We start from the raw sequence: 13,519 nt of genomic DNA on the forward strand, positions 1-13,519 counted from the left end.
ACAAAAACGGGCATAACCTTAATTCCAATAGAACCCGCGGCGGCGGTGCTCAAACTGCCGCGCAACGCCCGAAAAGTCAACCTGACCCCGACGGTAAGTCATTTCAGCAACTTATTGATGCGAAGGTGTTTTTTGCGTCTACGCTGAAGTTGGATCCGAATTTTCGAGTTGGTTTTCTTCTGATTGTTTGTGATGAGGTGTTCATGAGTCAGGCGTTTCTCCCCTTCTCTCGCCCCAGTATCGGTGATGAAGAAATTGCAGCCGTAGAGCAAGTATTGCGTTCAGGCTGGATCACCACCGGACCGAAAAACCAGGCCCTCGAAGAACAATTTGCGCAGTACGTCGGCTGCCGGCACGCCGTGGCCTTGTCTTCGGCCACTGGCGGCATGCACATCACCCTGCTGGCGTTGGGCATCGGTCCCGGTGACGAAGTCATCACGCCGTCGCAGACCTGGGTCTCGACCGCCAACATGATCTCGCTGATCGGCGCCACGCCGGTGTTCGTCGACGTCGACCGCGACAAGCTGATGACCGACGCCGCTCGCATCGAAGCCGCCATCACCCCGCGCACCAAAGCGATCATTCCGGTGCATTACGCCGGCGCGGCATTCGATCTCGATCCGCTGTACGCACTGGCCGACAAACACGGCATCGCGGTGATCGAAGACGCTGCCCATGCCGCCGGCACCCGCTACAAGGGTCGCCACGTCGGCGCCCAAGGCACGGCGATCTTTTCCTTCCACGCGATCAAGAACATGACCTGCGCCGAAGGCGCGATGTTCGTCACCGACGACGAAGCGCTGGCCAGTCGTGTGCGCATGCTCAAGTTCCATGGTCTGGGCGTTGACGCCTACGACCGCCTCACGGGTGGCCGCAAACCGCAGGCGCAGGTCATGGAGCCGGGTTTCAAATACAACCTGGCCGACATCAACGCGGCGATTGCTTTGGTGCAACTGCAGCGTCTGGACGCGATCAACGCCCGCCGCACCGAACTGGCTGCTGCCTACCGGCAAAAACTCGAAGGCCTGCCGGTGCAACCGCTGGCTGTGCCTGCCTACGAACAAACCCACGCCTGGCACCTGTTCATCCTGCGCATCGACAGCGAGCGCTGCGGCATGGATCGCGAAGCCTTCATGAAAGGTTTGCAGGATCAGGGCATCGGCACCGGCATCCATTTCATCGCCACCCACCTGCACACCTGGTACCGCCAGCGTGACCCCGATCTGTATCTGCCCAACACCGAATGGAACTCGGCGCGGCTGTGCTCGATTCCGTTGTTCCCCGACATGACCGATCAAGACCTTGATCGCGTGGTCGGCGCCATCGCCACTCTTATGGACAAACGCCCGTGAAACCTTACCCAATCCGTTGTGTGTCGATCGTTATCCCGGTCTACAACGAACAGGACAGCCTGCCGGAACTGCTGCGCCGCACCGAAGCGGCGTGCCGGTTGCTGCGCCACGACTACGAAATCGTCCTCGTCGACGATGGCAGCCGTGACGAGTCCGCCAATCTGCTGGAAGAAGCCGCGAGCCGCGAAGACAGCCCGTTTGTCGCGGTGATCCTCAATCGCAACTACGGCCAGCATGCGGCGATCATGGCCGGGTTCGAGCAATGCAAGGGCGACGTGGTGATTACCCTCGACGCCGACCTGCAGAACCCGCCGGAAGAAATCCCGCGCCTGGTCGCCGAGGCCGAAAAAGGCTACGACGTGGTTGGCACTGTGCGCGGCAATCGCCAGGATTCGGCGTTGCGCCGTTACCCGTCGAAACTGATCAACCTCGCCGTGCAACGCTCCACCGGCGTCGCCATGAGCGACTACGGCTGCATGCTCCGCGCTTATCGCCGCACGATCATCGACGCGATGCTCGCCTGCCGTGAACGCAGCACGTTCATCCCGATTCTGGCCAACAGCTTCGCCCGCCACACCACTGAAATCGTTGTCGCCCATGCCGAGCGTGAGCATGGCGATTCGAAGTACAGCCCGATGCGTCTGATCAACCTGATGTTCGACCTGATCACCTGCATGACCACCACGCCTTTACGCTTGCTGAGCATCGTCGGTTTCACCATGGCCGGGCTCGGCGTGTTGTTTGCCGTCGCGTTGATCGTATTGCGTCTGGCCTTCGGTTCCGGCTGGGCCGGGGACGGCATGTTCGTGCTGTTCGCGGTGCTGTTCGTGTTTACCGGTGGCCAGTTCATCGGCATGGGCCTGCTCGGCGAATACCTGGGGCGCATGTACAGCGACGTGCGCGCCCGCCCGCGTTTCTTCATTGAAAAGGTGCTGCGCAGCCACCCCGCTACGCCGGCGCCGGCCGTCACCGTTGATGGTCTGTCCTCTACTCCTTCTACAACTTCTACTACCGGTCAGGTTCTCTCATGAGTGCAAAAACTGTTGTCTTCGCTTACCACGATATTGGCTGCGCCGGCATTCAAGCCCTGCTCGACAGCGGCTACGACATCGCGGCGGTGTTCACTCACGCCGATGACCCGAAAGAGAACGCTTTCTACGCCTCGGTCGCGCAATTGTGTGCAAACAAAGGCATCCCGGTGCACGCGCCGGAAGACGCCAATCACCCATTGTGGATCGAGCGCATCGCCAAGCTCGACCCGGATTACATTTTCTCCTTCTACTACCGCAACCTGCTGAGCGAGCCGCTGCTGGCCACGGCGAAAAAAGGTGCGTTCAACCTGCACGGTTCGTTGCTGCCACGCTACCGTGGCCGCGCTCCGGCCAACTGGGTGCTGGTCAACGGCGAAACCGAAACCGGCGTGACCCTGCACCGCATGGTCAAACGTGCCGATGCCGGCGCCATCGTCGCCCAGCAGCGCGTGGCCATCGAGCGCAGTGATACCGCGTTGAGCCTGCACGGCAAACTGCGTGTCGCCGCCAGCGATCTGTTGCGTGACACCCTGCCGTCGATGCTGCAAGGCAAGATCAGTGAAACCGCACAGGATGAAAGCCAGGCCACGGTGTTCGGTCGCCGCACCGCAGCCGACGGCAAACTGGTCTGGGCGCAACCTGCCGAGCAACTGTTCAATCTGGTCCGCGCCGTCACTCAGCCGTACCCGGGCGCCTTCTGCGCCGTGGGCGAGCACAAGTTGATTGTCTGGAGCGCCGAAGTCGTCAAAGGCAACGAAGGCCAGGCCCCGGGCCGGGTGATCAGCGTCGATCCGCTGCGCATTGCCTGCGGTGAAGACTCGCTGGTGATTCTGTCGGGTCAGCGCAACGACAACGGCCTGTTCCTGAGCGGCCCGCAACTGGCCAGCGAGCTCGGTCTGGTCGACGGCTCGCTGCTGCGCGGCGCCGAATCCGGCCGTGGCCCACGTCGCACTCGCGTATTGATCCTCGGCGTCAACGGCTTCATCGGCAATCACCTGTCCGAGCGTCTGCTGCGTGATGATCGCTATGAAGTCTACGGTCTGGATATCGGCTCCGACGCCATCGAGCGTCTGCGCAGCCATCCGCGTTTCCACTTCGTCGAAGGCGACATCAGCATTCACTCCGAGTGGATCGAGTACCACATCAAGAAATGCGACGTGGTCCTGCCGCTGGTGGCCATCGCCACGCCGATCGAATACACGCGCAATCCGCTGCGGGTGTTCGAACTCGATTTCGAAGAAAACCTCAAACTGGTGCGCTACTGCGTCAAGTACAACAAACGCGTGATCTTCCCGTCGACCTCGGAAGTCTATGGCATGTGCCAGGACAAGAACTTCGACGAAGACACCTCCAACCTGATCGTCGGGCCGATCAACAAGCAGCGCTGGATCTACTCGGTGTCCAAGCAACTGCTCGACCGGGTCATCTGGGCCTACGGCGCCAAGGGTCTGAATTTCACCCTGTTCCGTCCTTTCAACTGGATGGGCCCGCGCCTTGATCGTCTGGATTCGGCACGCATCGGCAGCTCCCGCGCAATCACCCAGCTGATCCTCAATCTGGTGGAAGGCACGCCGATTCGCCTGTTCGACGGCGGTGAGCAGAAACGCTGCTTCACCGACATCGCTGACGGCGTCGAGGCACTGGCGCGGATCATCGATAACGACAACGACGTCTGCAACGGCCAGATCATCAACATCGGCAACCCGGACAACGAAGCCAGCATCCGCCAGTTGGGCGAAGAGCTGTTGCGCCAGTTCGAAGCGCATCCGCTGCGCGACAACTTCCCGCCGTTCGCCGGTTTCCGCGACGTCGAAAGCAAGGCGTTCTACGGCGCCGGTTATCAGGACGTCGAGCACCGCAAACCAAGCATCGCCAACGCCAAGCGCCTGCTGGACTGGACGCCGACCGTGGAAATGCGCGAGACCATTGGCAATACGCTGGATTTCTTCTTGCGTGAAGCCATGCTCGAAATCGCGGACAAGCGTTAATGCAGGCCGGTCTACGCATCGACGTCGATACCTTTCGCGGCACCCGTGAAGGTGTGCCGCGTCTGCTGGAAATGCTCGACGAAGCGCAGATCAAGGCAACGTTCTTCTTCAGTGTCGGCCCGGACAACATGGGCCGGCATCTGTGGCGCCTGATCCGCCCGCAGTTTCTCTGGAAGATGCTTCGCTCCAACGCGGCCGGCCTGTATGGCTGGGATATTTTGCTGGCCGGTACCGCGTGGCCGGGCAAACCGATTGGCCGCGAACTCGGGCACCTGATGCGTCAGGCCCGCGACGCCGGTCATGAAGTCGGCCTGCACGCCTGGGATCACCACGGCTGGCAGGCCAATGCCGGGCGCTGGAACCAGGCGCAACTGATCGAGCAGATCCGTCAGGGTGTCGACACCTTGAGCGACATTCTTGGCGAAAAAGTCACCTGTTCGGCCGCTGCCGGCTGGCGTGCCGATGAGCGCGTGATCGAAGCCAAGCAGGCTTTCGGCTTTCGCTACAACAGCGATTGCCGAGGCACGCGGCTGTTCCGTCCGTTGCTGGCTGACGGCACACCGGGCACACCACAGATTCCGGTGGATCTGCCGACCTTCGATGAGGTCGTCGGACCTATCGTTGCGGCGCGGGATTTCAACCGGTTCATCCTTGATCACTTTCTGCCGCGACAACTCAACGTCTACACCATACATGCCGAAGTAGAAGGGATTCTGATGGCTGAGGACTTTCGTCAACTGCTGGCCGAAGCACGCCAGCGCAACATCGACTTCACCCCGTTGGGCGACTTGTTGCCCGAGTTCTTCAACACCTTGCCCGTGGGTCGCGTTCAGCGCGGCGCCCTCGACGGCCGCGAAGGCTGGCTGGGAGTGCAAGGCGCATGACTAAACGCTGGACACTGCCGCTGCTGCTGTTGGCGATCTGTCTGCTGGCTTATCTGCTGCCGCTGAGCAGCCATGGCTTGTGGATTCCCGACGAGACCCGCTATGCGCAAATCAGCCAGGACATGCTGCTGAGCGGTAACTGGGTGTCGCCGCATTTCATGAGCCTGCGCTATTTCGAGAAGCCGATTGCCGGTTACTGGATGATCGCGCTGGGTCAGCAATTGTTCGGGCAGAACCTGTTTGGCGTGCGTTTCGCTTCGGCGTTGAGCACGGGTTTGAGCGTGTTGCTCTGCTACCTCATCGCCCGGCGCCTGTGGAACGATCCGCGCAAAAGCTTCGTCTGCGCCCTGCTCTACATGAGCTTCACCGTGGTCGCCGGCCAGTCGGGCTACGCCAACCTCGATCCGCAATTCACTTTTTGGGTCAACTTGAGCCTGGTGGCGCTGTGGTTTGCCGTCGACAGTCAAACCAGCGGCAAACGCATGACCGCGTGGGCGCAGCTGGGGCTGGCCTGCGGTATGGGTTTCATGACCAAGGGCTTTCTCGCCTGGGTGTTGCCGGTGCTGATCGCCTTGCCGTGGATGCTCTGGCAAAAACGCTGGCGTGAATTGCTGTTGTACGGCCCGGTAGCGATTGCCGTGGCAGTCATTGTCAGCCTGCCGTGGGTGCTGGCGGTGCACGCGCAGGAACCGGACTACTGGCGGTTCTTCTTCTGGCACGAGCACATCCGCCGCTTTGCCGGTGACGACGCCCAGCACGATGCGCCGTGGTGGTTTTACCTGCCGCTGCTGGTCGCATTCAGTCTGCCGTGGGTGGGGCTGTTGCCGACGGCTTTCAGGCAGGCATGGCAAAACCGTGCTCAGCCGAACGTGGTGTTCCTGTTGCTGTGGCTACTGATGCCGCTGGCGTTTTTCAGCCTGAGCAACGGCAAACTGCCGACCTACATCCTGCCGTGCCTGTTGCCGATGGCGTTGCTGCTCGGCAATGCGTTGGCCGATCGCTTGCGACTGGAGCAAGGTCGGGCGTTGGGCATCAATGGTTTGCTGAATCTGGTGCTCGGTGTCGCGGTGTTGATTGCCTTGGTGTACGTGCAACTGACGCGGCCGATTTATGACCACGAACTGCACAGTCTGGTGCTGGTGTTCATCGCGCTGATCGGCTGGATCATCGCCAATCTGTTGCAAGCCTTCCTGCCTTTGCAGTGCTGGGCGGCGCCGGCCTTCGGCAGTCTGTTGCTGATTGCGCTGTTGCCGGCGGCATTGCCCAAATCGGTGATTGCCAACAAGACGCCTGACCAGTTCATCAAGCATCACGTCACTGAACTGGCGCAGGCCGATCATCTGTTGAGCAACGATCTGGGCGCCGCATCGGCCCTGGCCTGGCGGCTGAAACGCCCGCAAGTGGCGTTGTACAACACGATAGGCGAATTGAAATATGGCCTTGCCTATCCTGATGGCATTCAACAGCGGGTTGATCCCGAACAGGTTCAACAGTGGATGCGCGAGGCGCGCCGCAGCGGTTCGGTCGGCGTGGTGATGCGCGTCAAGGGGCAAGACGAACTGGACGAAATCGACAGACTGCCAAAGGACGGCGTCCGTTATGAGCAGGGCAACCTGGTGATCATGATTCTTCCCAAGGAGGCGTCATGAGCCTGTTGCTGCTGTTGGTCGCCTGCCTGCTGACCTGCCTCGGTCAGGTCGCGCAAAAGTACGCCGTGGAGAGTTGGCGCGGTGTCGAGTCGTCCTGGGCTGACAAACTGCGCTCGCCATGGTTGTGGCTGGCGCTGCTCGCGCTGGGCTCGGGCCTGTTGGTCTGGCTGCTGGTGCTGCAGCGTCTGGAAGTTGGCATCGCTTACCCGATGCTCAGCCTCAATTTCGTCTTGATCACCCTGATCGCGCGTTTCGTCTTCCGTGAACCGATCGACCGTCAGCATTGGCTTGGCGTGGCGTTGGTGATCGGCGGCGTGGTTTTGCTGGGGCAACAATCATGAACCCGGGTCGTGGAATCACTTTCGCCATGGGCAGCGTGTTGCTGGTCAGCGCCGCGCAACTGGGCATGCGCTGGAGCATGACGCGCCTGCCGACGCCGGAACACTGGCTGGCTCTGGACAGTATCGATCTGCGTGCGCTGGCCGTGGTTGTCGCGGCGATCTTCGCCTACGCACTGTCGATGCTCTGCTGGCTCGCCGCCTTGCGCGATCTGCCGCTGGGCCGCGCCTATTCGCTGCTGAGCGTCAGCTATGCGCTGGTGTACCTGTTGGCGGCCAGTCTGCCGCTGTTCAACGAATCCTTCAGTTTCACTAAATCACTGGGCGTGGCGCTGGTCATGCTCGGAGTCATCACCATCAACACTCGTCCGGCTCGTGCGCCCGAATTCAGGAGTGCTCCATGAAAATCACAGTATTTGGTAGCGGATATGTCGGTCTGGTGCAGGCCGCAGTGCTGGCCGAGGTTGGCCATGACGTCGTGTGCATGGACGTCGATCAGAAAAAGGTCGACTTGTTGCGTCAGGGCCACGTCAGCATCTTCGAACCGGGGCTGGCCAGCCTGGTGCGTGAAGGTCTGGATTCGAAACGTCTGCAATTCACCACCGATGAAAAACACGCGGTACAGCACGGTCGCGTCGCATTTATCGCCGTGGGTACGCCGTCGCGTGAAGACGGTTCGGCGGATCTGCGTTACGTGCTGTCGGTGGGCGACGCGATTGCCCGCCATCGTGAGCAACCATTGATTTTGGTGGAGAAATCCACGGTGCCGGTGGGCACCGGCGACACCCTGCGCACGCACATCGAAAAGGCCCTGATCAAGGTCGGGCGCCTGCTGCAATTCGATATCGTCTCCAACCCGGAATTTCTCAAGGAAGGCTCGGCGGTCGCTGACTGCCGCCGTCCGGATCGCATCGTCATCGGCTGCGAAGGCGATGAAGTACGCGATGTCATGCGCGACCTGTATTCGCCGTTCAACCGTAACCATGACCGCATCATGTTCATGGACCTGCGCAGCGCCGAGCTGACCAAGTACGCCGCCAACTGCATGCTCGCGACCAAAATCAGCTTCATCAACCAGATCGCTGAACTGGCCGAACACCTCGGTGCCGACATTGAATCGGTGCGTCAGGGCATCGGTGCCGACACGCGCATCGGTTATCACTTCATCTACCCGGGCTGCGGTTATGGTGGTTCGTGCTTCCCCAAAGACATGCGCGCCTTGATCCACAGTGCCGAAGAAGCGCACTGCTCCAGCGACTTGCTGCAAGCGGTCGAGGCGATCAACCAACGCCAGAAACACAAACTGTTCGAGCGTATCAACGCGTTCTACAAGGGTGATTTGCGCGGCAAGACCTTCGCCCTCTGGGGCCTGGCCTTCAAACCGAACACCGACGACATGCGCGACGCACCGAGCCGCGTCCTGCTGGAAGAACTGTGGGCCGCCGGCGCCAGCGTGCGCGCGTTCGACCCGGAGGCCATGCAGGAAACCCAGAACCTCTACCCGGACGAGTCGAAACTGATGCTGATGGGCACCCCGGAATCGGTATTGCCGGGCGCCGACGCGTTGATCATCTGCACCGAGTGGCAGCAGTTCAAGGCCCCGGATTTCGAGCTGATCAAGCAACGTCTCAACACCCCGGTGATCTTCGACGGGCGCAACCTGTATGACGCCGAGCGTCTGGCGCGCAACGGCTTCCACTACTTCCCGATGGGCCGTGGTGAATCGCGCAAATTGCCGATCCCGCTGCAACAGTGGCCACACGCGTCCGACGTCGCTTGATTACGCTGACGCCTGCCATTCGCCGGCAGTCCCTGATCGCAGGGCTGCTGGCGTTTTTATTGTTTATCGCCGGGGTCTACGGGCAGGCCCCTATCGGTTTTGACTCACGTTTTGTGCTGTTCGCGCAGGAAATGCTGCGCCACGGGCCGACGGTATTCCCCACCACTTACGGGCAGCCGTATGCCGATTACTCGGCAGTGTCGACGTTGTTTGTCTGGCTGCTGTCGCTGCCGTTCGGCACGGTCAACGCCTTCACGGCCTGGGCGCCGAGCGCTGTCGCCGGGGCCGTGATGGTGACGTTGATGTATCGGCTGCTGACGCCGTATTCGCGGCGCTGGGCGTTGCTCAGCATTGCCTTGCTGATGCTCACCGGCACTTTCGTCACTGAAGTGCGTGCGGTGTCTCAGGACCTGATGCTCGCCGCGGTGGCATTTGCGGTGTTCTACCTCGGTTATGCCCACGATCATTTCAGTGCTGGACGACGCTGGCCGCTGATCTTTGTGTTGCTGCTGCTCGGTTTCGGCATTCGCGGGCCGATCGGGCTGGTGGTGCCGACCGGGATGCTGTGCAGCTATTACCTGCTCAATCGACAGTGGTCGCGATTGCTGGTGTTCGGCGGGCTGGCGGCGCTGTTGCTGGTGGCGTGCGTCGGGCTGTTGTTGTGGCTGGCGCAGATTAGTGGTGGTCCGGTGTTCATGCAGGACGTGATTCGCATGCAGTTCATGGGACGCATGGATGGCAGCGAGGGCGTCAGCGGTTCGCTGTATTACTTCACCAGTTCACTCGGCAACTATGCGTTGGCCTACCCGCTGGCCTTGCTGGCGTTGGCCTGCGCGTGGCTGAGCAAACCGCAACAGCGCGGACCGGCCTTGCGTCTGGTGCAGTATTGCGCGGCGGCGGGATTGATCGTGATGGTCGGGCTGTCGATCCCGCAGGCGAAGAAGGCGCGTTATCTGCTGCCGATGTTGCCGATGGCGGCGATCATTGCGGCGTATCCGTTTCAGGTGGCGCACGGGCGCGTTTTCGTCTGGTTGCGCGGCGTGATTCAAGGGCTGTGGCTGCTGACGCCGGGGTTGCTGTTGGTGGTGTTGCTGGTTGCGCAGCGACGCTTTCCCGAACTGCTGACCGGCCTGACGCCGGTGTTGATCGTGCTCGGCGTGCTGCAAGTGTTGACGTTGTCGCGACTGTGGCGGCCGCGCTGGCGTGCCGAGGTCATGGCGTTCAGCGCAGTGCTGGCGCTGTGGGCCGTGTATGCAATGGTGTTCGAACCGGTTGAACGGCAGATGTACGACACCCGCACCTTCAGCCGTGAAGCGTTCGCCCGGGTTCAACAAAACCCGGCGCCGCTGGTGCTGCACGGCATGGGCAAAGATGCCAAGGCGATCAAGTTCATGGTCAACCTCGAACAGGATCTGCAACCACAGTTCAGCGAAACCGTGCAGGACCTGGAAGCACTCAAAGGCCCGGCGTGGCTGATGATGGATCGCAACGACTTCAAGGCGCTCGCGGGTACGCCGCTGCAAACGCTGGAACCGGTGGTGAGTGGGCGTTTCGATAAAAACGACTATGTCCTGCTGTGGCTGAAACCGTAATCTGTCGGGCTTTGCTCGACAGGATTCGTCCCGACATGACTTTCATCGTCCGCCGCGCCAGCCCTGCTGACGCGGCCGCCCTCCCCGCTATCGAACGCTCGGCCGCCGAACTGTTTCGTCTCGACCCTGCCCTCGCCTGGCTCGCCGACGCTGAAGTGCCTGGCGTTGAGCAACATGTGCAAGCCATCGAGCAGATGTGCGTTTGGGTGGTGGAAAGTGCTGGCCAGCCATTGGCCGGGTTTCTTCGGGCGCTGCAAATCGACAATCAGTTGCACATCGAAGAACTGTCAGTGAGTCAGGATTATCAAGGACAAGGCATGGGGCGTGCGCTGGTGTTGGCGGCAATTGAACAGGCGCGCCGAATGCAATTGCAGGCCGTGACCCTGACCACTTTCCGTGATCTGCCGTGGAATGCGCCGTTCTATCAGCGCCTCGGGTTTGCCGTGCTCACCCGGCAGGACACGCCGCCACATCTGCTGAGCGCCCTGCAAAGCGAAATCGCCCACGGCTTCCCCGGCGAACGACGCTGCGCCATGCGCCTGCCCCTCCCCTGAAATCCACCACATCCCCCCTGTAGGAGCTGCCGAAGGCTGCGTTCTTTTGATCTTGTTTTTTCAGGATCAAGATCAAACGATCGCAGCCTTCGGCAGCTCCTACAGGGACACACCCACATGTCGGGTGTGTCAGGTTGACCGCCGGGCGAGAGCCGGGGAGGATGACGGCGCGCCCCTCGTATTTGAAATAAGGACGTTGACCTCTTCGTGGCCACCTACTCGCGCTTCATTCGCCGACTGATGATCAGCTCGCTGACCGTCGTTGTCAGTCGTGCCCTGATCAGTCCGCTGCTGACCCTGTTCCTCAGCAACAAACTCGGCCTTAACCCGCAGGACGTCGGTCTGCTGCTGGGCATCGCTGTGTTCAGTGCAACGCTGTTGTCGCTGTACGGCGGCTACATCATCGACAAGCTGGACAAGCGCCAGTTGCTGATCGTGACGATGCTCTCCAGCGGCATCGGCCTGATGCTGCTGACCTTCGCGCAAAACCTGTATCTGGTCACCCTGGTGCTGATCGTCAGCGAAACCGCTTCGGCGCTGTTCCTGATCTGCTCCAAGGCGATCCTCAGTGAAAACCTGCCGGTCGGCCAGCGGGTCAAGGCGTTCTCGCTGAATTACACGCTGACCAATATCGGCTACGCGGTTGGGCCGATGATCGGCGTGGTGATTGCCGGCATCCAGCCTTCCGCGCCCTTCATCGTTGCCGGCGTGATAGCCATTGGCAGCATTTTCCTGCTGCTCGGCGCCGGCAGAGAGGCCAGCCCGATCTCGCCGGTCAACCAGCCACAAAGCTTTTTCAATACGCTGATCATCCTCAAGAATGACCGGACGATGATCCTGTTTACCCTCGGTTGCCTGCTCAGCACGTTGGTCCACGGGCGCTTCACGTTGTACCTCTCGCAATATCTGTTGGTGACCCACACTCAGCAACAGACGCTGGACACCATGGCCGCCCTGCTCGCCTGCAACGCGATCACGGTGATCCTGTTGCAATACCAGATCGGTCGCTTCCTCAAGCGCGAACACCTGCGCCACTGGATTGCCGGTGGCACGGCGTTGTTCATCGTCGGGCTGATCGGCTTCAGCCTGGCTGACAGTCTTGTTGGCTGGTGCGTGGCGATGTTCATTTTCACCCTGGGCGAGATGATCATTTACCCGGCGGACTTTCTTTTCGTCGACACGCTGGCCCCGGAGGAACTGCGAGGCAGCTACTACGGCGCGCAGAACCTGGCGGCACTCGGCGGTGCGGCGAGTCCGGTGATGTGCGGATTTTTGCTGATGCACACGCCGGCGCCGAGCATGTTCTATGCGCTGAGTGCACTGGCGGCGTTGGGTGGTTATCTGTGTTTCGTCAGTGGGCGGCGTGTCGCTTCAATTCAAAAATAGTGCACTGAAACTTCATTAATATGAATTTGTCAGCATCGTGATTGATCGGCACACTGTGCACGTTCCTCCCCCAATGTTGGAACACTTCGAGGGCTTTCCGGATTGCCGGACAGTCCTTTTTTTTGCCCGGATTTTTTACAGGATCGGATCTACATGCTCGCTCGCTGGTTGCCCGCCGCCATCAACACCCGCCCCACCGAATGGAGCCGCGCCGCCATTGGCATGGCGCTGGGCACGTTGTTCAGCGTGTGGCTGTGCGCGCAGGTGTTCGGTCATGAGGTGGCTTATCACCTGATCGGTCCGTTGGGCGCCTCGGCGGTGCTGCTGTTCGCGGTGTCGTCGGGTGCGCTGGCCCAGCCTTGGTCGATTCTCGGCGGTTACTTGTGTGCCGGGGTTGTCGCGCTGCTGGTGGCCCAGGTGCTTGGGCGAACCCTTGGCAGTGCATGTCTGGCGGCGGGCATGGCGCTGATTCTGATGTGCTGGTTGCGTTGCCTGCATCCACCGGCTGGTGCCTTGGCATTGACGCTGGTTTTGGCAGATCCGGCGACTGTCGCCATGGACTGGACAGCGATGGGACCGGTAATGCTCGGCGCTGCGTGCATGCTGCTCAGCGCCTTGGCCTACAACAACCTGACGCGGATTCGTTATCCGAAACGCCCCGCTGACCCAGCGCCGATGGTGGCCCCGGTCGACAGTCAGGCGATCACCGCCGAAGACTTGAAACGGGCACTGGCGGACATGGAGGCCTTCATCGACATCACCCCCGAAGATCTGGAACAGCTGATCCACGCCAGCGAACTGCACGCCAAGCGCCGCAGCATTACCCAAACCTTCACCTGATCCCCTGTGTAGGAGCTGCCGAAGGCTGCGATCTTTTGATTTTGTTATTCAAGGGCAAGATCAAAAGATCGCAGCCTGCGGCAGCTCCTACATGAGCCCGCGTACATTTTCGACTAAGGTAAAAA

The 13,519-nt window shown here is 60.9% G+C and carries 12 protein-coding genes; all 12 read left to right on the forward strand.

Annotation, left to right across the window (positions count from 1 at the left end; genetic code table 11):
- The first annotated feature begins 203 nt into the window (after positions 1–203).
- The 12 genes from arnB (at position 204) to JFT86_RS21270 (ending at position 13,394) form a co-directional block, all read left to right on the forward strand.
- A complete protein-coding gene (gene arnB / locus JFT86_RS21215) occupies positions 204–1,352 on the forward strand; it encodes a UDP-4-amino-4-deoxy-L-arabinose aminotransferase (protein ID WP_201238180.1) in 1,149 nt (382 codons plus the stop codon).
- A complete protein-coding gene (gene arnC, locus JFT86_RS21220) occupies positions 1,349–2,383 on the forward strand; it encodes an undecaprenyl-phosphate 4-deoxy-4-formamido-L-arabinose transferase (protein ID WP_201238181.1) in 1,035 nt (344 codons plus the stop codon). Before arnB ends, arnC begins: the two co-directional genes overlap by 4 nt.
- A complete protein-coding gene (arnA, locus tag JFT86_RS21225) occupies positions 2,380–4,371 on the forward strand; it encodes a bifunctional UDP-4-amino-4-deoxy-L-arabinose formyltransferase/UDP-glucuronic acid oxidase ArnA (protein ID WP_201238182.1) in 1,992 nt (663 codons plus the stop codon). The genes arnC and arnA overlap by 4 nt, the downstream gene beginning before the upstream one ends.
- The gene (gene arnD, locus JFT86_RS21230; RefSeq protein ID WP_201238183.1) at positions 4,371–5,255 is read left to right on the forward strand and encodes a 4-deoxy-4-formamido-L-arabinose-phosphoundecaprenol deformylase; all 885 of its coding nucleotides are present in this window, start codon (positions 4,371–4,373) and stop codon (positions 5,253–5,255) included. Before arnA ends, arnD begins: the two co-directional genes overlap by 1 nt.
- Positions 5,252–6,904: a lipid IV(A) 4-amino-4-deoxy-L-arabinosyltransferase gene (gene arnT, locus JFT86_RS21235; RefSeq protein ID WP_201238184.1), complete on the forward strand. Its 1,653-nt coding sequence runs from the start codon at positions 5,252–5,254 to the stop codon at positions 6,902–6,904. Before arnD ends, arnT begins: the two co-directional genes overlap by 4 nt.
- Positions 6,901–7,245, forward strand: a complete 345-nt coding sequence (arnE, locus tag JFT86_RS21240; RefSeq protein ID WP_201238185.1) for a 4-amino-4-deoxy-L-arabinose-phosphoundecaprenol flippase subunit ArnE — start codon at positions 6,901–6,903, stop codon at positions 7,243–7,245. The genes arnT and arnE overlap by 4 nt, the downstream gene beginning before the upstream one ends.
- On the forward strand, positions 7,242–7,646 hold the full coding sequence (gene arnF / locus JFT86_RS21245) for a 4-amino-4-deoxy-L-arabinose-phosphoundecaprenol flippase subunit ArnF (RefSeq protein WP_201238186.1): 405 nt from the start codon (positions 7,242–7,244) through the stop codon (positions 7,644–7,646). Before arnE ends, arnF begins: the two co-directional genes overlap by 4 nt.
- On the forward strand, positions 7,643–9,022 hold the full coding sequence (locus JFT86_RS21250) for a UDP-glucose/GDP-mannose dehydrogenase family protein (RefSeq protein ID WP_201238187.1): 1,380 nt from the start codon (positions 7,643–7,645) through the stop codon (positions 9,020–9,022). The genes arnF and JFT86_RS21250 overlap by 4 nt, the downstream gene beginning before the upstream one ends.
- Positions 8,995–10,614: a glycosyltransferase family 39 protein gene (locus JFT86_RS21255; RefSeq protein WP_347340319.1), complete on the forward strand. Its 1,620-nt coding sequence runs from the start codon at positions 8,995–8,997 to the stop codon at positions 10,612–10,614. Before JFT86_RS21250 ends, JFT86_RS21255 begins: the two co-directional genes overlap by 28 nt.
- Before the next feature lie 35 nt (positions 10,615–10,649).
- Positions 10,650–11,168 carry a GNAT family N-acetyltransferase gene (locus JFT86_RS21260; protein WP_201233436.1) on the forward strand — a complete coding sequence of 173 codons (519 nt, stop codon included), beginning with the start codon at positions 10,650–10,652 and terminating at the stop codon, positions 11,166–11,168.
- A 207-nt stretch (positions 11,169–11,375) separates the two neighbouring features.
- Positions 11,376–12,554 (forward strand): MFS transporter, encoded by a 1,179-nt coding sequence (locus JFT86_RS21265; protein WP_201238188.1) that lies wholly within the window; start codon positions 11,376–11,378, stop codon positions 12,552–12,554.
- A gap of 153 nt (positions 12,555–12,707) precedes the next feature.
- A complete protein-coding gene (locus JFT86_RS21270) occupies positions 12,708–13,394 on the forward strand; it encodes an HPP family protein (protein ID WP_201238189.1) in 687 nt (228 codons plus the stop codon).
- Positions 13,395–13,519 lie beyond the last annotated feature (125 nt).

Origin of the sequence: Pseudomonas sp. TH06 (genome assembly GCF_016651305.1) — a bacterium.
Classification (GTDB): domain Bacteria; phylum Pseudomonadota; class Gammaproteobacteria; order Pseudomonadales; family Pseudomonadaceae; genus Aquipseudomonas.